This is a genomic window from Leptolyngbya sp. AN10 (assembly GCF_050565645.1).
Classification (GTDB): domain Bacteria; phylum Cyanobacteriota; class Cyanobacteriia; order Leptolyngbyales; family Leptolyngbyaceae; genus Leptolyngbya.
Map to the genome: position 1 here is coordinate 34,099 of NZ_JBNXVP010000014.1, position 25,298 is coordinate 59,396.

Genomic DNA, 25,298 nt, shown 5'->3' on the forward strand with positions numbered 1-25,298 from the left:
TGTGCCATGACCCAGACCGACCGCTCTCTCTTGATCTACACCGACTGGACAGTGATCGAACCCGAATTCGATCCAAAATTGCTCAATTCCCGTGAAACTGTTTTTACGATCGGGAATGGCTATCTTGGTACTCGCGGCAGTTTTGAGGAAGGCTTTTCTCAATCCCAGGCTGCTACTTTGATTCACGGTGTTTACGATGATGTTCCTGTCGTCTATACCGAGTTGGTGAACTGTCCAGATTGGTTGCCGCTGTTGATCATTGTGGACGGCGATCGCTTTCGGTTGGATCAGGGTGAAATTCTCAGTTACGAACGTCAGTTAGATGTGAAGCGGGCGGTATTAACTCGATCGGTAAAATGGCGTAGTCCAAATGGAAAAACTGTCTCATTAAGCTTTGAACGATTCGCAAGTCTGGCAGATGAGCATGTTGTCGGATTGCGCTGTCAGATTACACCCGAACAAGATGCGATCGTTGAAGTACAAGCAAGTATCAATGGTTATCCAGAAAATCAAGGTTTTAACCATTGGGAACAGTTAGGACAAGGAAAAACCGAGCATGGTGTTTGGTTGCAAGTCCGCACTCGTACTTCACATATTGAGCTTGCAATGGCTTCGAGCTTGTCATTAATTGGTGCAGAAGGAGCAGTTCAAACGACGAATGTTCCAGGCTATCCAACGCTGATGACAACATTCATGGCTCAGGCTGGAGAAACGATTACGATCGAGAACTTGATCACAATCTACACCTCTCGCGATGTCGAAGCTCCAGTAAAATTTGCTCAGTCTAAACTTGCTGCACTCCCTGACTATCAAACGCTTTTTGCAGCCCATGAACAAAGCTGGGCAGAAACTTGGGAGCAAAGTGACATCATCATCGAAGGTGACTTACGTGCTCAATTTGCAGTTCGATATAACTTATTCCAATTGTTGATTGCCGCTGCTCGACACAACGATCGAGTCAGCATTCCTGCGAAAACGCTTTCTGGATTTGGCTATCGCGGTCACGTTTTCTGGGACACAGAAATCTTTATTCTGCCGTTCTTTACCTTTACTCAGCCGCATCTCGCTCGAAATCTACTCACCTATCGCTATCACACGATCGAGGGCGCACGTCGTAAAGCTGCTTACTATGGCTACAAAGGCGCAATGTACTCCTGGGAAAGTGCGGATACAGGCGACGAAGTGACTCCGAGATGGGCATTACCAAAAGATCCGTATGGGGAAGACATTCGGATTTGGTGTCGCGATCGCGAGATTCACATCAGTGCCGATATTGCTTATGCTTCTTGGTACTACTGGCAAGCGACCGAAGATGATGAATGGATGCGCGATTATGGTTGCGAAATCATTCTCGATACAGCAGTGTTCTGGATGAGCCGAACTGAGTGGAGTACACGCTATGAACGCTACGAAATCCGCGAAGTGATTGGTGCAGATGAATATCATGAGCATGTGGATAACAATGCTTTTACGAACCGAATGGCACAGTGGCATTTGGAAAAAGCAATCTATATCTATGATTGGCTAAAAGAGTGTTATCCAGAGCGATTAGAAGACTTGTGCGATCGATTAAAGATCACGCCAGAACGTCGATCGCGCTGGCAAGATATTGCAACGAATATTTGGATTTCGTACCATCCGTCAGGCTTGATCGAACAATCAGAAGATTTCTTCAAGCTCAAAGATATCAACCTTCAAGACTATGAGCCGCGTACTAAATCAATGCAGGCAATTCTTGGGATTGATGGAGCAGATAAAGCTCAAGTTCTGAAGCAACCAGATGTATTAATGCTGCTTTATCTCATGCGGCAATCTGAAGAGTTTCCTTACTCAAAAGAAGCTTTAGAAACGAACTGGAACTATTATGCACCTCGAACCGACATCACCTATGGATCATCTTTAGGTCCTGCGATTCATGCGATCTTAGCTTCAGATCTAAGCATGACCGTTGAAGCTTATGAGAGATTCATGCAGGCTGTGTTAGTCGATCTCGAAGATACTCGCGGCAATGCTCATGAGGGTATTCATGGCGCGTCCGCAGGTGGCATCTGGCAAGCCGTTGTGCTTGGCTTTGGAGGTGTCCAATTTGGCGATGAACCTTTTGCACACCCGCATCTTCCCCCCGGTTGGACGCGGCTAAAATTCCGCCTGCATTGGCGCGGCAAATGGCACGACTTTGATCTAAGACCTGATTCATCCAAAACAATCATGACTGATTCTTTGAACATTCAAGGCGCAATCTTCGACCTCGATGGGGTCATCACCGATACAGCCGAATATCATTACCGCTCTTGGCAACGACTTGCAGACGAGGAAGGCTTGCCCTTCGATCGACAAGCCAACGAAGCTCTCCGAGGCATTTCTCGCCGTGAATCTCTGATGAAAATCATTGGCGATCGTTCTTACAGCGAGGAGCAAATCCAGGAAATGATGGAGCGTAAGAACAATTACTACGTTGAATCGATCGGGACTATTTCACCGGATAATTTGCTGCCTGGGGCAAAAGAATTGCTTAAAGAACTGAAACAAGCAGGGATTAAGATTTCTCTCGGTTCAGCAAGTAAGAATGCTCTTCCTGTGATTGAGAAGCTAGGAATTGCAGATTTGTTTGATGCGATCGCAGATGGTCACAGTGTAGAACGTCCCAAACCTGCTCCTGATCTGTTCCTGTTTGCTGCAAAAGAACTTGGACTTGCTCCAGAACAGTGCGTTGTGTTTGAAGATGCTGCTGCGGGAGTCGAAGCTGCTTTAGCAGGACACATGTGGACAGTGGGATTAGGTCCAGAAGAGCGTGTCGGTGAAGCTCACGTAGTATTGTCCAGCTTAGAAATTCATTGGACGGATTTACTTGCACAATTGCAGCAAGCCGCGAAAGAAGAAGATAGACAGGCGGAATTGATTCGATAGTGTTTGGATGAGTAGAAGAGGTCGATTATCTACCGATCGCTTCTACTCATCAATTGACTAAATCGCTTTAGAAAACGTTGGAGTCGTTTGCTCACCAAGGTATTGATCGAAGACTGCTGCAATATTACGAATCAACAATCGTCCAACTGAGGTAACTTCGATTCCATCGCTCGATCGCTCGATCAATCCATCCGCTTCTAGTGTCTCAAGTCGTGGAAGCGCTTCATCAATATAATCACTGAAATCACGATTCGAGAGTTGAAACTGACACATTAACTCCATAATCACTTTCCGCCGAATCAGATCATCTTGACTCAGCAAAACTCCTTTCTCGATCGGGAGGTTGCCAGCATCGATCGAACTATAGTAGTCGTTCAAACGCTTATGATTTTGCACATAGACGTTTTGCAACATACTAATCGAAGTGACACCAAAACCGAGCAGATCCGTTTCAGGCTTGGTTGTATAGCCTTGGAAGTTGCGATGAAGTTGTCCGGCTCGTTGTGCGATCGCTAATTCATCATCCGGTTTAGCAAAGTGATCCATGCCGATAAAGACATAGCCTTTCTGTGTCAATTGCGCGATCGTTTCTTGCAGAATCTTGAGTTTTTCAGCAGAATTCGGCAGTGTGCTCTCCGAAATTCGTTTCTGAATTGGTTTGAGCCAAGGGACATAGGCAAAGTTGAACACAGCAATGCGATCGGGATCTAAAGCGATCGTCTTCTCAACGGTTTGTTGAAATGTTTCTGCGGTTTGAAACGGTAAGCCATAGATTAAATCTACATTCACGCTTTCAAATCCAGCTTCTCGAATCCACCCCATTGCCTCGAATAACAGAGCTTCAGGCTGAATTCGATTGACCGCAGCTTGTACTTGGGGATTAAAGTCTTGAATGCCAAAACTAATGCGATTAAAGCCAATCTGTCTGAGAAAGTGAACTGTACTACGATCGAGATAGCGCGGATTGACCTCGATCGAGAGTTCTGCGGCATCATCTATCTGGAAATAACGATGCAATTGGTTCCAAAGAAACTCAATTTGCTGTTGATCTAGATAGTTCGGTGTGCCGCCGCCCCAATGGAGTTGGTGAACTTTGCGATCGGAGTTGATCAATTGAGCCGTTTGGCGAATTTGACGTGCCAGATAGCCTAAATAAGGTTCTGCTACTTCTTTTCGCTGCGTGATGATCGTATTGCAACCGCAGAAGTAACAAGGCGTTTCGCAAAATGGAATGTGACAGTAAAGGGAAAGAGGCGTTTGCTGACTGTTGCCGAGTTCGATCGCGGCTCGAAAATCATCAATGTTAAAATCAGCACTTAACTCTGTAGCGGGTGGATAGCTCGTGTAGCGAGGTAGAGGCTGATTGTATTGATTCAACAATGTCGCATCGAATTCGACAGTCTGTGATAGTTGTTTCATCAAAGTATTCCTTATTGTTGCAAAACGGATTCTCGTGGGGTTGAATGCGCTGTGCTACCAGGACGATCGTATTGAATTAGCAAATTCAAAGTTTGCGGATCGATCGCAGTTCTCACATCGGTTTCAAGTTCATGTAGCACATCTCGATTCAGTCCAAACGCAGAATTCGCTTCTGCAACTATTTGTTCAATCTCAAGGCTGGTTAAAGATAAGCTGTCTAAGGCTTGGCGATATTGTTCTTTGAACGATCGTCTCGCTTCAGGAGTCGCAATTTGATCGAACTCGTAGAATTGAGTTCCTTGATTCGGAGGGAGCGACAAAGTAACTCGAATCACATTCTTCAGATGTTGTCCACCAGACAAATCGCCCATGTAGCGCGTGTACGAATGAGCAATAAGCAATGCAGGATTCGTATTCGCTAAAGTTTGAATGCGATCGACATAACACAATCCAGCCTCAGAAGCGGTAATCTGCGATCGCCAATTTTCACCGTAATAAAATTCCAAATCGCTCGCCAAAGCTTCAGTCCGATTCAGTGCTGGAAAGTAAATGGCATGAAGAATCGGATTGTCTTTTCGCTTTAATGCTGCTTCCAAAGTGCTGTAAACAAAGTACAGATTAGCAAACAGCTTGCGTAATGGTTCCCGTTCAACAACGCCTTTGGTAGCACACTTCATAAAGACCGTGTTTTCTGCAAGCGTGTGCGCGTTTTGAGTTTCTTCTCGCAAACGAATCGATAAATCAGACATGATGATTATCTCCTAATGAATTTCAGAGCGGGATAGTTCAGCATCAATTGAAGGCAGGAAAAAGAGTCGTAACATCTGCCAAACAATCACCGCAATCCAAGGTAGTTTTTGAATCAGTTGAATGAACTTCGGACGAGCAGAATTCGAGATATCTGTTAGATGTTGATTCGCGATCGCACATTTTTCCAATCGAGGAAAGAACTGCGGATGCTCCGTATCTAAAACACTCGGAAAAGCCCGTTTTGTAGTTTCATTCGTGTGTTGAATCACATCTTTGTTGTACTGCTGTGGATCAATTCCCAGCGAATCGTAAAACGACGATCGCTCTAACACAGTCAAAGTGTGAGTCACAAATACAGTGAGCAGAAAAAATCTCGCCCAGAGTTTCGATCTCCAACCTTTCCAGAGCTTAGACTGCGATCGCAACAACACTTTGAAGAAATCACCATGCCGATTCTCATCCTGACACCAATGCTCAAAGTAGCGGAACAATGGATAGAATTGCAGATCGGGATGTTGTTCAAGATGGCGATACACCAAGATATAACGCCAGTAACCAATCTTCTCTGATAGATAGACCGTGTAGATCACCCATTCTGGCGGGAAAAAGGTATAGGTTCGATGCTTCGTGAGATAGCCCAAATCTAACGACAGTCCAAAATCTGCCATTGCTTTGTTCAAAAATCCCGCATGACGCGCTTCATCTCGTGCGAGTAGATGAAATGCTTCTGAAAGGAGCGGTTGGCTAGTTTTGAGCTTGCGAGACAGTTCCTTGAACAATAAGAAGCCAGAAAATTCTGACGTGCAGGAACGCTCTAGAAAATCAATAAAAGCTCGGCGCGTTTCTCCACTAATCTGAGTCCAGTCTTGCTCAAACGTGTTGTCGCGAACAAAGTGATAGCGATTGTAATCTGCCCGAAGTTCTGCGATGACAGCTTCGAGTTCTGCTGCTTGCTCAGATAAATCCATCTGAGCTACTGCATCAAAATCAGTCGTGTAAAATCGAGGCGTTAATAGTGTTTCTTGAACAGGTGTTTTGATCCCAGAAGTTTGATTCGGTAATTCAGGGCGAGAAGTTGCACTGACCATAGCGCGAAAGCTCAAATGACGTGACTTGCATCACTTTCTCTGAATCTGCGATCGCTCACAAGTATGTTACCTCTTGTTCTAGATAGTTACTTCAAGTAAAGCATTGAGACGCACACAGGCTTAGAGTCGTTTCTAAAGAAATGTTGATTGAGCAATTTTCCAACAGTCCTGTGCGATCGCCCAATCTTCCTCGGTATGAATCACCAGCACTCGAACTTTCGACGATGACATTGCAATATCTTGATCCACAGGTGAAGCTTCATTTTTAGCTTGATCAATTTCAATCCCTAACCAGCCAAATGCCTCACAAGTGCGCGATCGTATCATTGCAGAATTTTCACCCACACCAGCAGTAAACACGATCGCATCGACTCCCTCTAAGCTTGCGATCATTGCGCCAATGTGCGATCGCAGTCGATGAATGTAAGTATCAATTGCCAGTTTTGATTGTTCTGTGTTGGCATTGAGGACTTGCCGCAGATCGCTCGAAACTCCGGAGATTCCAAGTAAGCCTGATTGCTTGTTTAACAGCTTTTCAAGTTCATCGATCGAATAATGACCTTCTCTCATCAGATACAACACAACACCCGGATCAATTGAACCCGATCGGCTTCCCATCATCAAACCTTCTAGTGGCGTGAATCCCATTGTTGTATCAATGCTCTGACCATTCCGAATCGCAGCTAACGAGCAACCGTTTCCTAAATGACAAGTCACTAACTTTAAGCTATTCAACTCGCGCTCTAGCAATTGAGCCGCACGATTCGCGCAATACTGGTGACTAATTCCATGAAAGCCATATCGCTGGACTCCTTGCTCGTACCATTCATAAGGAATGGGATAGATGCTTGCTTCAGGAGACAAAGTTGAGTGAAATGCGGTATCAAATACTGCAACTTGAGGAACATCCCCTAAACTTTGCTCGATCGCTTCAATGCCTTGCAAGTTTGCTGGATTGTGTAACGGCGCAAATCGAGCGAGATCCTGAATCGTTTCTTTCACCGATCGATCAATCAGAGTACTTTGACGATGCTGTTGTCCTCCGTGAACAATTCGATGTCCAACGATGTCAATTTCGCTCTTGTGCTGAATCACTTTCGTCTCACCTTCAAACAGCGTTTTCAGCATTTGTTGAGTGTCGGTTGCTCGATCGCTTGAATCGATCGTTTGTTCAATCTTCTTTCCGTTCGCTTTGATTTTCAGCACGGCTTTTCCAGATTGAACTGTCCAATCGATCTGAGCTTCCCATAAAGGATGTGGCGGATCGATCGGTAGTGATTCATTCAGATCGTAGAGACAGCTTTTTTGACTGCTTGAACCAGCATTGAGAACGAGAACTTTCATCAATAAGCCTCCAAATTCGTCAATCGAAGCGACTCTACTTTAACGGTTCCATCCTTCAAACAGCATAAAAGAAGCCAAAGAATCACTTCTCTGGCTCACAATCTTTGAGTAAAACCAATAAAGCACAGACCGACGTTAGGAGATTTATCGAAAACAAATTACCCGCTGTCTTCGGCTTCGCTCAGTCAGCTAGAAATTGCGCCCTGAGCGAAGCCGAAGGGCAGTCTCTCAGACGGTAAGCTCTTTCGTAGAAATCTCCTTAGAGAACGCCCATATTCGACAAGCCGAGAATCACACCTGCACCGAGAATGTGACCAAAGCAAGTACTTCCGATCACCGCAGGCAAGCCAAAACCCCCAAACATATTCGAGGCTGGCATTGCAGGCGGCGCACTCGGAGCTTTGATTGTGAACTTCGCAAACGCGATCGCGAATACATTACAGGCGATCATCACTGCGGCGACGGTGGGACTCCACTCTAACGTTCTCGGCGCAACTGCCAGAATAGTAGAAGTTAACAAGATCGTTTCTCCTCTTCTTTCACAACACAATGTTTTGAATAGTGAATTTCTACCAGAATCGCTAATCTCACAGTCTAAATCGCAGTAATAGTTAATGTTTCTATGCAGTCTGATACAAAGACTCACTGAGTTATATTTATTACACCCATTAATCTACGTATCATTCCGAAAAAAAATAGAGTGTTCTATCTAATACACAAATCTCCGAAATTGCGATTATTCATTGATTAGTTTCTATTTTCAAATGATATCGATCGCTGTATTTTGTCTCACAAGTTCAAAGCAAGTAGAAACAGTGAACAATTCGGCGAAATCGCTTAAAACCCAATAGAGGTAGGAAACTTCAGGCGCGATCGCATTAAGTTCAATTAAAAAAATCGGTATATCCCACTACATTCAGTATGAAAAACATACAGATATTACTTGATTATTTGGTAAAGTTACCAGTACCCTAAAGATGACCTGAAATACTGAGGGTTTTAACTCTGATTCCCTAAAATATCGCCATCTCGATCGTAGTTAAACTAAAACAGTTCCTGCGATCGCTTTCCGTCATTCGTCAGGAGTTGATACCGAATTGAGTGAGCAAACAAAATCGCGATATCAATTCGGGTGAATCTTAATTTTTCGTTGGAGGAAGTATTCGGAAATCAACATCAGGTCAGCGAACTATCGTTTAGGTGGTTCGGATTTTTGTATTTACGAATGGAGAACTAAAGTATGAGGGAATTCCTCTATCTTCATCAAGTTTCTATTAAGATGGCACGAATGTTCTTTGTCCTGATAGGCTTCCTATAAGTGAATTGCCGTCAGCTTTTCCGCCGATCACCGAATAAACTTTGTCGATGAGAAATGCACCTGCAATCTGTGTAGAAGCGAACTTTATCGATCGAAAACTTCGCCTAATGTTTATGGTTAGCTATGGTTAGTCACAGACCGTTTCAACGCCTCCAACCGATGCCACTGTTGGCACAATTAATTAGCCGTCGCGTCGATGGATGCTTACAAATTATGAGCGGCTCGACCTCTTGGTTACTGTATTTGGATGAGGGCAAGCTCGCCTTTGCAACCAATTCAGCACAACCCTTCGATCGACTCGATCGCGTCCTCGACCAGATGATCGATCACGTTCCTTCGCTCAAACTCCTGAATCGATCGCATTTACGGCAGTTTGAAGCGGTGTCTGGTAGCTATCCGGCAAATAGCGCAGATTATCAAGCCATTCAATGGTTGCTGGATCAACGGTTTTTAGAACTATCGAGCGCACGGGAACTAATTGAGTTGATTGCGATCGAAGCTCTGAAACCGTTTCTCACCGTGACCGAAGGAATCTATGAAATCATCGCAAAATCGAGTTTCTTAGACTATCCCGATCTTTGCCAATTAGATTTACGCCCGATCGTAGAGCGCTGCCATACAGAACTACGAAGAGTGACAGTTCCCAAAGCCACCAGTTCAGATGCAGCCCTTCCTTTACCCAGCCCAGTTCCAAGCATTCCCGCTTCACAGACGAGACCTTTAAGCTTTGCACCTCCCACAGAACCCGCAACGGCAAGAATTCCAGTTCCGACCACTCCAGTCCCTCCTGCGGTAGCAACTCCGACCGCTCAGGCACAATACACGATCGCTTGTATCGATGACAGTCCGACCGTCTTACAAGCCATCAGCACCTTTTTAAATGACTCTAGTATGTCGGTGATCATGATTAACGATCCGGTAAAAGCCTTGATGCAGGTGGTTCGGAGCAAACCGGACATTATTTTGCTCGATGTGGGAATGCCGAATTTGGATGGATACGAACTTTGTTCTTTGTTACGTCGGCATCCAAACTTTAAGCAAACTCCGATCATTATGGTGACAGGACACACTGGATTCATCGATCGAGCCAAAGCCAAAATTGTCGGAGCCACGGGCTATCTGACGAAACCCTTTACCCAATCGGAACTGGTGAAAACTGTGTTTCGATACCTCAGTTAATTCATGCCCCTTTTTATTTGCTGTGAACTGTTATGAGCCTAACTTTAATGGGAACGGTTTTAGTCGTTGAAGATACGCCCTCCGAAATGGAACTACTGAGCCATTATTTACGCGAAGGTGGCTATAGTGTGATCGGGGTTGTCTCTGCCAAAGATGCACTCACGAAAGCGATCGAGATTAAACCCGATGTGGTCATTACCGATGTGGTGATGCCGGGAATGAGCGGATTTGAACTATGCCGCAGTTTGAAGAAAAATCCCGAAACTCAGAAAGTGCCGATTATTATCTGTACTTCTAAAGGACAGGAAATCGATCGCTTGTGGGGAATGCGACAGGGTGCGGATGTCTACATCACGAAGCCATTTACACGAGAGCAACTGATTCGCGCTGTGCGATCGGTCGGAGGATAACCCGTGGATAACTCAGTTTTGACCCTAGCAACGACCCGTCGCGGCGAGATTACGCCCCCGAATCTAGGAGAAAGCTATCTCAAATTTGAAGTCGGACAAGGCACACAAGTCGGCTTACCGATGCGACAGGTTCAGGAAGTGATGGTACTGCAACCGCGCTACCTCACCCCGATCCCGAACATGATGCCAGGACTTCTAGGCTTGATGCACCGTCGCAGTAAAGTCTTGTGGGTGCTTGATCTGGCAATGCTACTGGATGTTGGCAGATTAGATTACAGTCCGCAGCAATATGACATCGTGATTTTGAGGACGGGATCGATCGCAGTGGCGGCAGCCGTAAAACGAGTCGATGGCATTGCTTGGGCGCTCCCAGATACGTTGCAACCTGTTCCGAGCCATGTGACAAAAGGACTGATTCCTTATTCCCGCGCCTGTATTTTGCAGGCTCAAGACGTGATCTTCATGCTGGATGGTGAAGCGATTTTACAAGCGCCGCTCCTCCAGCATTCTTAATGTTTGTTCTCTGTGTTCTATTCATCAGGCGATCGTATGCACTTATTTCTCATCTACCCTACCTACCCGTTCAAGAACTTTGACTTATGGTTGATCAACTAAACACAGCCCAGCGGGATCAGCCCGTCCAACCTGCTGTGATCGAATTGCCCTCAAAAGCTACGACTGTAAAACGTCCGACCCTGAATCAGGTTCCCTCAGTCGCAGCTTTGAAGCGATTAAGCCTGAAAACGAAAGCGACCCTTCTCGCGATCGCAATTGGAACGCTGCCTGTTCTGGCAATTGGTACGATCGCATACACCTTTGCGAATCGATCGATCACCAGACAAATCATTGCCGCAGAAGAAACATTGGCAAGTACGCTGAGTCAACGAGTGACAAGCTTTATGGCAGAGCGGACGGCGGATGTCCAGTCACTCTCAAGCATCCCGGTGTTAACGGTTCCAGCGGTTCGAGATGCGGTCTCACAAGATGAGAAACGAGCGCTCCTCGAACAATTCATTGAAGCGCATGGAGTCTATGAAGGCGTAGCCCTGTTCGATCTGAATGGCAATGTGGTGCTGCAAAACGATCGCAGTTCGATCGGGTCACAAGCGGATCAGGATTATTTCCGTGCTGCTGTTCAGTCGAATCGTGTCTTGATCAGTCGTCCGATTCGTTCTGATAGCACTGGCGCTTATATGGTTTACGTCACGGCTCCGGTTCAAGAAAGCGGAACCAATCGACGGACTGGGATTATTCGGGCTGTGATGCCAATTAAAAGTTTGGCATCGGAACTACAAAACTACAATCGAACAGGGGCAGAATTTAGCATCTTAGATGCGAGTAATCAGATCTTCCTCTCCTCGCAAGAAGCTAAGATCGGACAGATTGCAACTTCGGTGTATTCGCAGTTTTCGGAAATTCAATCGCGTCGATCGCTCAATTCTCGCGTGATTAATTCTACGATTGGCAACGATACTGAGGAAGTTCTCACGAGCTTTGTACCGTGGACGGGACGCGATCGCTTACCTGATCTCGGCTGGGATGTTGTACTTTCTGTACCGACTGAAATCGCCTATGCTCCTCAGAGACAGCTACTTTGGACATTTTTATTTGGAACCGGAGCGGCGGTTGTTCTAACTGGATTGTTGGCGAAATGGTTAGCCGATCGTGCAACTCGTCCGATTCTGGCAGCAACGAGCGCAGTGAAAGAACTTGGAGAAGGTAAGTTAGACACACGCCTGACGGTTCGGAATGAAGATGAGATCGGCGTTTTGGGACGCAACATCAACTTGATGGCAGGACAGTTGCAAACCTTTGTCGATCAGCAAACCGAAAGTGCCGATCGCGCTCGATTATTGAATCAGATCGTGGTGAAAATTCGTCGATCGCTTTCTCCGGATGATATTTTCACTGCGGGTGTTGATGAGATTCGAGATTTTATCAAAGTCGATCGCGTCGTCGTCTACCGATTTGCACCGGACTATCAAAGCGGCACGATTACGACAGAATCGATCGCTCCCGGTTGGACAAAGGCACTGGGTAAGATCATTAACGATCCGATGGAAGCTTCTTTAGTCGATCGATATCGCGATGGTCGAGTTTGGTCGATGGAAGACTTGCGGAAAACGAGCCTAACGCACTGTCACTGTGAGATTTTGGAACGTTTAGAAGTTCAAGCGAACATTGTGGCTCCGATCATGCAGAACAAAGAATTGATCGGGTTACTCTGTGCTCATCAATGTTCAGGTCCGCGTCAGTGGAAAGCTGAGGAAATCGACTTCTTCGGACAGTTAGCGGCTCAGATCGGATATGCACTCGACCAGGCGATCTTGCTGCAACAAACTGACGAAGCCAGAAAAGCCGCAGAACTACTCTCCGAGGAACGGCAACAACAAAAAGAAGAATTGCAAATGCAACTTATTGATCTGTTGAGCGATGTTGAAGGGGCAGTAGACGGTGATTTAACCGTTCGGGCAGATGTGACCGCTGGAGAAATTGGAACGGTTGCAGACTTCTTTAACTCGATCGTAGAAAGTCTCCGTCAAATCGTCACCCAGGTGAAAACAGCAGCCGTTCAAGTGAACGATTCGCTGAACACTGATGAGCAAGCAATCCGCCAACTTTCAGCAGAAGCCGTCAAACAAGCGGATGAAACGACTCGAACGCTGAACTCTGTCCAAAACATGGTGCGATCGATTCAAACGGTTTCGCGCAGTGCCCAACAAGCTGCCGATGTTGCCCGTGAAGCTTCTTCGACCGCTGAAGCAGGCGGAATCGCGATGGAGTTAACGGTACAGAACATTCTTGGCTTGAGAGATACGATCGGTGAAACCGCGAAGAAAGTGAAACGCTTAGGTGAATCTTCTCAGCAAATTTCTAAAGTGGTTTCGCTGATCAATCAAATCGCGATGCAAACGAACTTACTCGCAATTAACGCTGGGATTGAGGCAGCGCGGGCAGATGAAGGCTCTCAAGGTTTTGCTGTTGTCGCAGAAGAAGTGGGGGAATTGGCAGCACGATCGGCAGCCGCAACTCGTGAAATCGAACAAATTGTTGCCACGATTCAGCGTGAGACTTCAGAAGTGGTCGAAGCGATGGAACAAGGCACCTCTCAGGTCGTGGAAGGAACGAGACTTGTGGATAACGCGAAACAGAGTTTAGAGCAAATTCTGTTAGTGTCCCGACGCATTGATGATCTGGTGCAGTCGATTTCAGATGCAACCGTAACTCAGGTACAAACCTCAGATGCGGTCACACAGTTGATGCAGGACATTGTAGAAGCAGCGGGACGAACTTCTGCGGCTTCGCTCGATGTTTCTCGATCGCTGCGGGGAACCGTGGATGTGGCAAAAGAGCTACAGGAATCAGTGGGCGCGTTTAAGGTGAGCTAACCGATGAAGCAAGATAGAGAGCTTGAAATTCGCCGCCAGTTTCTCGACGAGGCGCAAGAGTATCTAGACACGCTGGATGCCACGATTTTGGGAGTGTCGAGTCATCCGATCGATGCTGCCAAAGTGAATGCAGCATTACGAGCCGCGCACTCGATCAAGGGGGGTGCGGGAATGATGGGGTTTCAGGTTCTCAGTGAGCTTGCCCATCGGCTTGAAGATTCCTGGAAGGTGCTGAAGATTGATAAATCGATCGCAGTTACTCCGAGATTAGAGAATTTGTTGTTAGCAGCGGTCGGCTGTTTGCGGCAGGTGGTGGAGTTCGATCGAGACTCATTACAGCGTCATCAAGCTTCTTGTGTGGATGCGAATTGGCTCTCGGTTGAAGCCTATCCCGTATTTGATGCGCTGCACTCAGAATTGGGTGATCCCCAAGAAGAAAATGCAGCATCGGTACTGTCTCCCGAAGAAGGTCAGGACATTGTGCCATTGCTGTTCGAGAGTGAAGTCGAGGGCTGTTTACAGCGATTGGAAGCCGTTTTAGCGACACCAGATCAGCCTTGTTTGCGCGAGGAAGTTTCGATTCTGGCGCAAGAATTGGGCGGACTGGGTGAAATGCTGCAATTGACCCATTTTATTCATCTTTGTCGATCGATTTCGCAACAGGTTGAAAATTCAGAAGTCGAAACGATCTGGCTTGCTGAAAATGCGCTGAAGTCTTGGCGAACGGCTCAGATGTTTGCGATCGCAGGTCAATACGATCAGATTCCCGTGTCGATCGAGGGTTCACTTCCAGACCTCTCTGACTTCACCGAAATGTCGTCTGTGCTTGAACCGAGTGTTGGGGATTGGTTTACTGAAGCACTCGATACGATTGACGAAGCAGGATACACCGATTTTCAACCGATTCCGGCTCCTGCAAGATCGGCTCCTCCTGAACCTCAAGTGACTGATTTCAAAGTGCTGGAAGCAGAACCCGAACCTGTTTCAGTTGCACAGGATGAAGATGCAACAGTGCGCGTTCCGGTGCGGCAGTTAAATCAGTTGAATGATTTATTTGGGGAATTAACGATCGATCGGAATGGTTTGGATCTGTATCACAAGCGATTAAGAGCACTGTCAAGAACCTTGCACGAGCGAGTACAAACCCTCGATCTGGTGAACTCGAAACTGAGAATGGCATACGATCGCGTCACTTTAGTTGGACAGCGAGCGTTAACCGATGGATCAAGCCGTCGAGCGGGATTTGATGCGTTAGAACTCGATCGATATGGCGATTTGCACTTGCTTTCTCAGCAGGTGATGGAAACGATCGTACAGCTTCAAGAAGTTACCGAAGATATCGATCTCAGCTTGGATGATACGGATCAAGCTGCTCGGAATTTGAACAAGACCGCGAAACAGATGCAGAGTGGTCTGTCTCAGTTGAGAATGCGCCCAATTTCGGACATTTTGAACCGTTTTCCTCGTGCCTTGCGGGAATGGTCATTGCAATATGGGAAGCAAGTTCGATTTGATATGGGCGGTGCGGGGACATTGATCGATCGTAATATTCTCGAAACTCTAAGCGATCCTTTGATGCACCTATTACGCAATGCGTTTGATCATGGTATTGAATCGCCGAACGTGCGGGAAACTCGTGGTAAATCCCCGGAAGGAGTGATCGAAATTCGAGCTTCAAATGAAGGAAATCGAACGGTGATTACGGTTCGAGATGACGGGGAAGGAATCCCGATCGACAAAATTCGCGATCGAGCCGAACAGATGGGGCTTGATCCCGTGTTACTTGATGCGGCTCGTGATGAAGAACTGTTGTCGCTGATTTTTGAACCTGGATTTAGTACGAGCAGTCAAGTCACAGCTTTATCCGGTCGCGGTGTTGGAATGGATGTGGTTCGGAGCAATCTCAAACAAATCAGGGGCGAGATTAGCGTCAACACAAAAACAGGAGTGGGCACAACGTTCACGCTATCTGTTCCATTCACGCTTTCGACGGTCAAAGTATTGCTCGTGGAAAGTGCTGGAATGTTGCTGGCATTCCCGACCGATGTGGTGTCTGAACTGTTCTTACTGCAACCGGATCAGGTCATTCAAACACCTGGTAGTGAAGTATTGAACTGGCAAGCTCACATGGTGCAACTGGTTCGACTGCAAAAATGGCTCCGGTTCAACTGTCCGCGAATTCCACACGGCTATGAAACGCCTTCCACGATCGCATCTCCGAGTGTGATCATTCTCCATCAAGACCCACAATGGTTCGGAGTTCACATCGATCGCTGTTGGGGCGAACAAGAAGCAACCATTCGGAAAGTAGAGGGCAACTTAGGCTTACCCACTGGATTTAGTGGTGCAACGATTCTCGGTGATGGTCGCGTTGTCCCGCTCGTGAATGTCACAGAATTGATTCGGTGGATTACAAGCTGTGAGCGATCGGAAGCCCAACCCGCGATCGACAACACATTCCGTGATCAACTTAGAGCCAGCTTAACGCCCCGTCTAGAACTTCCCGGAAGTTCAACCCCAACTGTTTTAGTGGTAGACGACTCGATCAATGTACGGCGCTTCTTAGCATTAACGCTAGAGCGATCGGGCTATCGAGTCGAACAAGCCAAAGACGGACAGGACGCGATCGAGCGCCTCGAAGCAGGTTTAGCCGTACAAGCGGTCATCTGTGATATTGAGATGCCGCGATTAGATGGTTATGGATTTTTAGCAAAACTGCGATCGGACAATCAACTCTCACAGCTTCCCGTGATGATGCTAACTTCTCGGAGTGGCGAAAAACACCGAAAGCTTGCTGAGAACTTAGGCGCATCGGCATACTTTTCAAAACCCTATAACGAACAAGTTCTATTACGAACTTTGGAAAATATGGTTCAATCGGCTGTCCCAGCGTGAGGGTTTTCGTTTGGCAATTTCGTCTGAAATGTTGTCAAAGAAAACACTCGAATTGCGACAAAATCCCTTTTAATAACTCTAAGAACGTCTGTTCGATCAAAGTTGTTTGCTGCGTGACAAATCCGGGAAGCCCCCTAAATCCCCCACGAGTGGGGAACTTGAAGTCAGATTTGTTTTGAACTTTCAAAGTCCCCCATTCTGGGGGATTTAGGGGGCAGAAGCCGATTGCAACGAAGCGAAACTGTCGATCGAACACCCGTTCGAGGAGTGATTTGTTCCCCCGCGCCATTTTTCTATGTTAGACACCCCACCCGCTTCCATCACCGCTCAATCTCGCCGCGCTCCAACCTCGACAAATTGGTTTCACAACTTATCGATCGGACGAAAACAGCTTGTCGCGCTCTTAGTCTGTGAGCTAATTCCAATTATCGGACTCGGCATCGGTTCTACGATCGTACTGACGAATAGTCTCCGCACTCAGCTACTTTCGCAAGCCAAATCAGAAGTTGCGGTCACTGAAACGAACTACAACATCAAAATCAATCAAATGGGCTTCGGATCACGTGGACAATCCGACAATCCAGCGATTATTACTGCGGCTAGAAACCATCAGCGCAACGAAAATCTCGCACCCGATTTGCAAACTCAACTACAACAAATTCTGCAAAACGAAGTCAAAGCGCGACGGATGGAATATGCAACCTTAATCGGCAAAGATTTACGCATTGTCGCAAATGCTAACAAAGCTCGATCGAAAGAAACGGTCACAAATTCAGGTCTAGTTCCTCTCATTCAACAAGTTCTCAAAGATGGGCAACAAGTCAAAGCAACCAGCGTCATCAGTTGGGATGAACTCAGCAAAGAATCACCGCCTTTACCGGATGGATTCGCGAAGCAAGACGCACTGATTCGCTATGTTGTCACTCCAGTGCGCGATCGAGAAAATTCAGAACTCATTGGTGTTCTCGTATTCGGAGACATTGTAAATCGCAAATTACCGATCGTTGAAAATACAATCAACGCCTTTGATGGTGGCTACAGTGCTGTGTATTTTCGACGCGAGAACAATGAATTTGGTGTAGCAACTGCACTGAGAAGAGATACGAACAAACAGTCTCAGATTGATATTGCGTTGTCTGATCCAGCAATTCTAAAATCTGCGATCGAGGCAAAAGGCGAACCTGTCACACAGCGAATTGATATCAATGGGCAAACCTACACCGTTGCAGCCAAAGCAGTTCCCAACCGCATTGTCGAAACACCAGAGGGCGCAGTTCCCGTGATTGATGAGAATTCAAGTGCAGTAGTGGTACGAGGAACTCCAGAACAGAACTTGAATCAATTGTTGTGGAACAGTCTTCAACAAGAAGCGATCGTATTTGCATTAGTGATCGCGGCAATCATTATTTGGACAATGATCTTCCGTCGCATTGTGCTTAAACCGATTCAGGAATTGCAGCAGACTACGGAAGCTTTTGCAAACGGAGATCGAACGGTTCGTGCTCAGATTTTTGCTAAAGATGAAGTTGGACAACTAGCGATCGCATTCAATCAGATAGCGGATAGTATTAACGATTCCGAAGTCTCTTTAGCAAATGAAGTCGCAAGACAAGAACAACAAACGCGAGAAGCTGGAGCCTTGAGCGAAATTACAGTGAGAATGCGTCGATCGCCCAATTCAACACAGATTTTACAAACTGCGATCGATGAAACTCGGAGCTTTTTGAAGCTCGATCGGGTTGTGGTTTGTCAGTTCACGCCAGGTTCAGTAAACGGAACAGTGATTGCTGAATCGCTAGAAAATCAGAATCTCAGCGTTCATCAGAAGTCGATCGCAGCACCTTTGGGAGTCGATCAATTAGAACAATACAGCACTCAATCCGCTTGGGTGATCAAAGATGCTGATAAAGAGATGAACGAGAGCTATCGTCAGCAACTTGCAGCATTTAACACCAAAGCTGAAATTGCTGTACCACTTAAACAAGACGATCGTATTGTAGGTCTTGTTTGCGCTCAGAGTTGTGAACATGCTCGTGATTGGCAAGCCTCCGAAATTACCTTTTTCACACAGCTTGTTGCTCAGATGGGCTATGCCTTGGATCAAGCAAAATTACTGCAAGAGCGGCAAGCTGCGCTACAAGATGCTGAAATTCGGAAAAGCTCGATTCAACAACAAATCATTCAACTTCTGGGCGAGATCCAGAATGTTTCTGCTGGAGATCTAACAGTTCGAGCGAATGTTAGCGCAGACGACCTCGGAACAGTTGCCGACTTCTTTAATGCTGTCGTTGAAAGCTTGCGAGATCTCGTTCTCAAAGTCAAACATACTTCAACTCAAGTCAGTCATCTCGTCAGTCAAAACGAAGATGAGGTAAACCATTTAGCCGAGCAAGCCCGCCAACAAGCGCAAGAAACAACTCGCACTCTAGATTCAGTTGAACAAATGACTTTATCGATGCAAACTGTTGCTGAACGCGCCCAAAAAGCCGCGATCGTGGCACAGAACGCCACCAATGCAGCCAAATCTGGTGAGAGCGTCATGGATTCCACCGTTACCAGCATCTATAGTCTCAGAGCAACGGTAGAAGATGCCACCCGCAAAGTAAAACAGTTGGGCGAATCTTCTCAGCAAATCGGTCGCGTGGTTTCCTTGATCAGTGATTTAGCCACTCAAACCGATTTGCTGGCGATCAATGCGAGTATCGAAGCCACTCGTGCAGGTGAACATGGTCGCGGTTTCGGCATCGTCGCGAATGAGATTGGGGAACTCGCTTCTCGATCGGCAACTGCGACTCGTGAAATTGCAGCATTGATTGAAACCACGCAGCAACAGATTACCGAAGTCGTGGAAGCAATGAACCGAGGAGCGACACAGGTTGTAGAAGGTGCACACCTCGCCCGAAATGCTAAGCAAAGTCTCATTCATGTGGTTCAAGTTTCCGAGCAAATGGATAGCTTAGTCAATTCGATCTCTGAAGCAATGATTTCTCAGGCAAATACTTCGCAATCGGTCACGGAATTGATCAAAGAAGTCGCTCAAGTTTCGACTCTGACTTCAGATTCATCAGTACGAGTCTCGAAAGCATTGCGGCAAACGGTCGATGTAGCAGATGAACTTCAATCCTCGGTTGGAATGTTCAAGATACAAGCAGGCGATCGAGATTAGACGTTCTCTAAGAGGGTGTTTTAACAGTAGTCGTTGATTGCCACATCCGCCCGTGATTAGAAATCACGGTCTATCAGCACAAAGTCCGTTAGAAACGGACTAAAGCAGGACGATGAGGGAATTCAACCCGTTTGAACGGGTTTCTCTCCGATAGACCGTGATTTGCAATCACGGGCGAATGCAATCGCAGCAACGGGTCTCTCAATTCCTTTAAAGCATCGACTAAACAAGGAGGTCTATTGTTTAGTCGATCGAGGTTTTAAGGAAACCTGAACTTGACCCCTGCTCTATAAATCGATGAACGTCATTCACACGGCTGGCTGTTTTCTCCCAGATACCTACGGCGGTACAGAAGTTTATGTCGCTGAACTCGCACAGCATTTAGACCATCAAGGCATTTCGTCGATCGTGGCGGCTCCGCGTCCCGGTGAAGTCGAACACTTCTATCACCACGGCAATATTGAAGTTTATCGCTATCCCACTCCAGCAAATCCTTCGACCTCAGAATGGCGCGAAATCGTTCCGCATGAAAATTTCGATCGCTTTGCAACCTGGCTCAAACACCAATCGGCTGAAGTCTATCACCAACATTCTTATCGATTCGATTGTGGTTTCCATCATCTACAACTAGCAAAGAAATTGGGTATGAAAACGGTTGTTACCGTTCACATTCCCGAACCTGTCTGTTTGCGGCAAACCATGATGTACAACGGCACTGAAGCGTGTAACGGCAAGATCGATGAAGCTCAATGTGGAGTCTGTTTAGGAATGTCTGACAAAGTACCCGTTACGATCGCACAGACACTCGGCAAGCTTCCTCTCTCGATTGGACAAGCTGCAAAACGCAGACTCCACAAAGCATCCTCGCCAAGAATCCGACAATTGGGAACGACGATCGCGACTCCCGCACTGGTCGCAAACCAACGGCGCAAAATTCAGCAAATGGCGGAACTTGCCGATCGCTTAATTATGGTGTGCGAATGGATGTACGAAGTCTTTGTCAGAAACGGAGTTCCTAAAGAGAAATTAGTCCTCTGCAAACAGGCTTCTCCAGTTCCCGCACAGTTTCATCTCAAGCGACCCAGACCCACAAATGCACCTTTACGAATCGGATTTCTAGGACGATGGCACGAAACGAAGGGAATTCACATCTTGGTGGAAGCGATCCAGCGATTGCCAAAAGACATTCCCGTTACGCTGATCATTCATGGTTCGCTACACGGCAAGTTTCATTCTGGTGGCGAAATCCTCGCACGAGTGAAGACCTTAGCAGAACAAGATCCTCGAATTCAGATCAAAGACCTGTTGAAACGAGATGAAATTGCTGATGCGATCGCACAATTTGATCTCTTAGCGGTTCCCTCTCAATGGATGGAAACGGGACCATTGGTGGCAAAAGAAGCTCATGCCGTTAAAACTCCAGTCCTCGGCTCACACTTAGGCGGCATTCCAGAGTTAGTTCAGCATGGAGTCGATGGCTGGCTCGTTCCAGCGCGAGATGTGGATGCTTGGAGAGATGCGATCGCACATTTAGCGACTCATCCTGAAATTGTCGATCGACTTCAGCAAAATATTCGATCGATCAGAACCTTTGCTGAAGTCGCAACAGAGATGAAAACGGTTTATGAAGCTCTTTTAAAGTAAGCAACGGAGAGCCAGTTCTGAATTGCTTGGCTCTCCTACAGATGCTCACGATTCGTCGTAGGCTTCGAGATCGAGTAGGTAAAGATACTGTTCGACCAGTTCTGGGCGTTGGAATGCGATCGCTCTTAACAAATGCCAATCCTTCAGCCCTTCAAACGCATCAGTATAGGCATCTTGCTCCAAACGTGTTGCCAATTCTGCAATATCGGTCTCGGTCAATGTGGACACGTTAAGATGTCCCAAGCTAAATGCAGTCATCATACTGACCTCCCGCTAGTTTCCCCTTAATCCAAATTTTACTTCAGAAGCTAGAGGCAGAATCAGAATAAAATTTTCGTTAACGATCGATCCGGTTGAAAACTTTACAAATTTATCATGACCTTCACCGAGAAATTAGTTTAGGAGAGATAAAACCCAAACTTCCATCAACCGCCCGGAGTCTTGCCAATACTGTGCCGCAGATTGAAGAATGTCTTGAGCAATCTGCCACTGATCAGGTTGGGATTTTGCAAAGATATCGGGTCGATCGTAGATCAGGATATATTTTCGAGCAGGCAACCAACTTAAATCGCGGATGCACTCATCAAACGCATCCCAATTCTTACCAAAATAAGCTGGAAAGCTCATGACTTCAGCCGCCTCACGCAGAAAATCTTCTTTAGTAGCAATCTTTCTGCCATCTAAATAGAAAACTTTTGCTCCCTCTTGAGAAGCACTTTTTACGGCTTCCGCCTGAAGATCAAGTGCGGAACGTTGCTGCAACTGCACAGGTTTCCTCCGTTAACTAAGGGGTCATTAAGACCTCCTGAAAACTATTGTAGTGGTCATTTGTGTAATAGATCCCGCCACCTTGACCCATTACGATTCGTCTCGCTCCACGATCGAGACTTCCAGGAGTTTCAACGGTGTACTCCCGGTAGTAATTTGAAGGCTTAACAGGAAGCTTCTTCTCTAAATTCTTGAAGACAGAACCATCTTGAGGATAAGAAAAGCTTCCTCTAGATTGAATTTGCTGGAGAGTCGCTTGGGCTTCAGGAGTTAAATCACTCACTTTTACCTGTTGCATATCAAGACAATTGACTTTGCACAAATTTGTATACTTCATTCAGAACGAGAGGCGAAATCTCGTGTCCAATATCGAATTCGTGATAGTCGATCGACGTTTCCAATTTTTTTAAATTCGCTTTCGCCCGATGCGCTGCTGCCAGTGGCACAACTTGATCCTGCCGTCCATGCACCATCAAAATCGGTGAAATTTTCGCTCCAGGACGTAATGCGCCATGTTGATATCCGCTCAAAATCATCAATCCTGCTAACGGCAAAGACAATCCGACATCTAACGTCATTGCGCCCCCTTGAGAAAATCCGCCCAGAATCGTCCGCGATAAGGGAACTCCAGTCTGTTGCTCCAGAGAATTGAGCCAATCTGTTAACTCTCGTCGGCTCGTTTGCAAATCGGATTGCTGAGTGAAATCGGTTTGAAAATTGGCATTCGAGAGGTCGTACCACATTTTTCCTTCAACGCTGTAGGGATGCGGAAATGGGGCATCGGGGAGAAAAAATTGGACATCAGGCAGATCGAGCAAAGAGCAGAGGAAAGCGACATCTTGAGCATTTGCGCCCCAACCGTGGAGCATAACGATCGAGGCTTTGGGCGTTTCAGATTTTGCAGGAATCGCGATCGCGTTCAACATAGAATTTCACATCTCATCCAGTCGATTGTAAGCTTATAAGGCTGGCAAGCCACAGAGTTCGACACTTCCAGAACTCTTCATAGAATCTGCTCCGATTTTGGCGTACATTTGAATGAATGGTACAGGCTGAAAAACCGCTAGGACGTGACTATACAAATCTGGGGTGTCCCCACACGACCGCCTAGAAAGCAGTAATACCAAGAGGTAGGAACGTCCTCTCTAAAAACCGAGCTATCCAGCAGATAGCGCCAAACCTAGAAAAAGCAAAACTTGGTTACGGAACAGTACGGCGGGGCACGCCGGAACTGGGGGAGAAAGGCGTAACGTTGGTTGCGTTGAAGCGTACCCGAAAGCTTGAGGAGAGCCGCCCTCTAGGTCTTTTGCGAATCAGACTAGACATCTCGTGGCTTTGACACGATTGCTTGGTTTGAGTACTGCCCGTGTACTCTCAGCGAGGGGAATAGGGACGTAAAGGTTTACGGCAGACTCGAAGATCCAAGAATCCCACGCTGTTCACAGGTGGGAGTGTCAAAGATCTCTTTCTACTTGGGAACTAAATCGATGGCACGTTTGGCACTTCTTAGCGTCTCCGATAAAACTGGATTGGTCGAGTTTGCGAAGCAGTTAGTTGAAGAATTTGGCTTTGATATTATCAGCAGTGGCGGAACGGCTCAGACCTTGAAAGCGGCAGGTTTGCCCGTGACGAAAGTTTCAGATTACACGGGATCACCAGAGATTTTGGGCGGACGAGTCAAAACGCTGCATCCTCGGATTCATGGTGGAATTTTGGCACGTCGAGATTTACCAGAACATTTGGCAGATTTGGAAGCGCAAAATATTCGTCCGATCGATTTAGTCGTGGTCAATCTCTATCCATTTGAGCAAACGATCGCGAAACCGGGTGTGACCTTGGAAGATGCGATCGAGCAAATCGATATTGGCGGACCTGCAATGGTTCGAGCTTCCGCGAAGAATTTTGCCAATCTCACGATTTTGTGTAATCCGAATCAGTATGGAGCTTATTTAGAAGAGCTTCGGGCGAATGGAGAAGCTTCGATCGCATTTCGGCAAAATTGTTCGCTTCAGGCTTTCAAACATACGGCAAGTTATGATTCTGCGATCGCAGCGTATTTAGAAAAGCAAACGGAAGCAACATCGTTCACGCTAACCGGAACGCGAATTCAAGAGTTACGCTATGGAGAAAATCCACATCAATCTGCGGCGTGGTATCAAACTGGAGCCGTTCAAACTGGATGGGCAGCGGCGACGAAGCTTCAAGGAAAAGAACTGAGCTACAACAATTTGGTTGACTTGGAAGCGGCTCGATCGATTATTGCTGAGTTCACAAACGATGATCCCGCTGCAACGATCATTAAACATAACAATCCTTGCGGATCTGCAATGGGCGCAACGATTTCCGAAGCGTATGAGAAAGCGTTTAATGCAGATTCTACTTCGGCGTTTGGTGGCATTGTCGCATTGAATCGTGCGATCGATGTTTCCACTGCAACCGCACTAACCAAGACCTTTCTCGAATGTGTCGTTGCACCCGGAATTGATCCAGAAGCTCAAACGATTCTGCAAGCGAAACAGAATCTTAGAGTGCTAGTACTTCCCGATTTGAGCAATGGTGCAAAAGAAAACATCAAACAGATTGCAGGCGGATTCTTAGTTCAAGCCGCAGATGATATTGTTGCTGATCCGAATAGTTGGCAACTGGTGACTGAGAAAAAGCCCACTCCAGAACAGCTTGCAGAATTGCTGTTTGCTTGGAAGATTTGTAAGCATGTTAAATCCAATGCGATCGTTGTGACTCAAAATCGCACTACGATCGGAGTGGGCGCGGGACAAATGAATCGCGTTGGATCTGCCAAAATCGCGCTTGATCAAGCAGGCGAAAATGCCAAAGGTGCAATCCTTGCCTCGGATGGATTTTTCCCGTTTGATGACTCGGTGAGAACGGCAGCAGCAGCGGGAATCAGCGCGATCGTACAACCGGGCGGAAGTATGAGAGATAACGACTCGATCGCGGCTGCCAACGAACTCGGAATTGTCATGGTTCTCACCGGAATTCGGCATTTTCTTCACTAGAAAT

The 25,298-nt window shown here is 46.7% G+C and carries 18 protein-coding genes; 9 read left to right on the top strand and 9 right to left on the bottom strand.

Translation table 11 applies throughout. The features are described from left to right. Nucleotides 1–6 precede the first annotated feature (6 nt). Nucleotides 7–2,907, top strand: coding sequence for a beta-phosphoglucomutase (gene pgmB, locus ACQ4M5_RS19910; RefSeq protein WP_430677415.1), 2,901 nt, complete (start codon nt 7–9; stop codon nt 2,905–2,907). A 57-nt stretch (nt 2,908–2,964) separates the two neighbouring features. Here the strand turns inward: pgmB and hemN are convergent, their stop codons facing one another. The 5 genes from hemN to psaK all read right to left on the bottom strand — a co-directional run bounded on the left by hemN (nt 2,965) and on the right by psaK (nt 8,028). Continuing rightward, the gene (hemN, locus tag ACQ4M5_RS19915) at nt 2,965–4,326 is read right to left on the bottom strand and encodes an oxygen-independent coproporphyrinogen III oxidase (protein ID WP_430677417.1); all 1,362 of its coding nucleotides are present in this window, start codon (nt 4,324–4,326) and stop codon (nt 2,965–2,967) included. 11 nt (nt 4,327–4,337) lie between these two features. Continuing rightward, entirely contained in the window at nt 4,338–5,075 is a 738-nt protein-coding gene (locus tag ACQ4M5_RS19920) for a heme oxygenase (biliverdin-producing) (RefSeq protein WP_430677418.1), read from the bottom strand. Between the two features lie 12 nt (nt 5,076–5,087). Beyond that, nucleotides 5,088–6,164: a magnesium-protoporphyrin IX monomethyl ester (oxidative) cyclase gene (gene acsF / locus ACQ4M5_RS19925; RefSeq protein WP_430677419.1), complete on the bottom strand. Its 1,077-nt coding sequence runs from the start codon at nt 6,162–6,164 to the stop codon at nt 5,088–5,090. A gap of 132 nt (nt 6,165–6,296) precedes the next feature. Further along, entirely contained in the window at nt 6,297–7,508 is a 1,212-nt protein-coding gene (locus ACQ4M5_RS19930; RefSeq protein ID WP_430677420.1) for an acetate/propionate family kinase, read from the bottom strand. A 259-nt stretch (nt 7,509–7,767) separates the two neighbouring features. After that, on the bottom strand, nt 7,768–8,028 hold the full coding sequence (psaK, locus tag ACQ4M5_RS19935) for a photosystem I reaction center subunit PsaK (protein ID WP_430677421.1): 261 nt from the start codon (nt 8,026–8,028) through the stop codon (nt 7,768–7,770). A 921-nt stretch (nt 8,029–8,949) separates the two neighbouring features. On the opposite strand from psaK, the gene ACQ4M5_RS19940 reads away from it, so the two are divergent. The 7 genes from ACQ4M5_RS19940 to ACQ4M5_RS19970 all read left to right on the top strand — a co-directional run bounded on the left by ACQ4M5_RS19940 (nt 8,950) and on the right by ACQ4M5_RS19970 (nt 21,509). Then, a complete protein-coding gene (locus ACQ4M5_RS19940; RefSeq protein WP_430677422.1) occupies nt 8,950–10,005 on the top strand; it encodes a response regulator in 1,056 nt (351 codons plus the stop codon). A 32-nt stretch (nt 10,006–10,037) separates the two neighbouring features. Further along, a complete protein-coding gene (locus ACQ4M5_RS19945; RefSeq protein WP_430677423.1) occupies nt 10,038–10,415 on the top strand; it encodes a response regulator transcription factor in 378 nt (125 codons plus the stop codon). 3 nt (nt 10,416–10,418) lie between these two features. Then, nucleotides 10,419–10,928 carry a chemotaxis protein CheW gene (locus ACQ4M5_RS19950; protein WP_430677424.1) on the top strand — a complete coding sequence of 170 codons (510 nt, stop codon included), beginning with the start codon at nt 10,419–10,421 and terminating at the stop codon, nt 10,926–10,928. Between the two features lie 86 nt (nt 10,929–11,014). Then, a complete protein-coding gene (locus ACQ4M5_RS19955; protein WP_430677425.1) occupies nt 11,015–13,804 on the top strand; it encodes a methyl-accepting chemotaxis protein in 2,790 nt (929 codons plus the stop codon). Nucleotides 13,805–13,807: 3 nt separating this feature from the next. Further along, nucleotides 13,808–16,699, top strand: a complete 2,892-nt coding sequence (locus tag ACQ4M5_RS19960; protein ID WP_430677426.1) for a hybrid sensor histidine kinase/response regulator — start codon at nt 13,808–13,810, stop codon at nt 16,697–16,699. Nucleotides 16,700–16,994: 295 nt separating this feature from the next. Further along, the gene (locus ACQ4M5_RS19965) at nt 16,995–19,865 is read left to right on the top strand and encodes a methyl-accepting chemotaxis protein (RefSeq protein ID WP_430677427.1); all 2,871 of its coding nucleotides are present in this window, start codon (nt 16,995–16,997) and stop codon (nt 19,863–19,865) included. Nucleotides 19,866–20,162: 297 nt separating this feature from the next. Next, complete coding sequence (locus ACQ4M5_RS19970) at nt 20,163–21,509, top strand: glycosyltransferase (protein WP_430677428.1); 1,347 nt, start codon at nt 20,163–20,165, stop codon at nt 21,507–21,509. Between the two features lie 45 nt (nt 21,510–21,554). Here ACQ4M5_RS19970 and isiD read toward each other — a convergent pair whose 3' ends face one another. From isiD to ACQ4M5_RS19990, 4 genes are all read right to left on the bottom strand, one after another. After that, nucleotides 21,555–21,770 carry a DUF2555 domain-containing protein gene (gene isiD, locus ACQ4M5_RS19975; RefSeq protein WP_430677429.1) on the bottom strand — a complete coding sequence of 72 codons (216 nt, stop codon included), beginning with the start codon at nt 21,768–21,770 and terminating at the stop codon, nt 21,555–21,557. 132 nt (nt 21,771–21,902) lie between these two features. Further along, complete coding sequence (locus tag ACQ4M5_RS19980; protein WP_430677430.1) at nt 21,903–22,277, bottom strand: barstar family protein; 375 nt, start codon at nt 22,275–22,277, stop codon at nt 21,903–21,905. 16 nt (nt 22,278–22,293) lie between these two features. Beyond that, nucleotides 22,294–22,575: a ribonuclease domain-containing protein gene (locus tag ACQ4M5_RS19985; protein WP_430677431.1), complete on the bottom strand. Its 282-nt coding sequence runs from the start codon at nt 22,573–22,575 to the stop codon at nt 22,294–22,296. A 1-nt stretch (nt 22,576) separates the two neighbouring features. Continuing rightward, nucleotides 22,577–23,203 carry an alpha/beta hydrolase gene (locus ACQ4M5_RS19990; RefSeq protein ID WP_430677432.1) on the bottom strand — a complete coding sequence of 209 codons (627 nt, stop codon included), beginning with the start codon at nt 23,201–23,203 and terminating at the stop codon, nt 22,577–22,579. Nucleotides 23,204–23,764: 561 nt separating this feature from the next. Here ACQ4M5_RS19990 and purH point away from each other — a divergent pair. Beyond that, on the top strand, nt 23,765–25,294 hold the full coding sequence (gene purH / locus ACQ4M5_RS19995; RefSeq protein ID WP_430677433.1) for a bifunctional phosphoribosylaminoimidazolecarboxamide formyltransferase/IMP cyclohydrolase: 1,530 nt from the start codon (nt 23,765–23,767) through the stop codon (nt 25,292–25,294). Nucleotides 25,295–25,298: the final 4 nt, after the last annotated feature.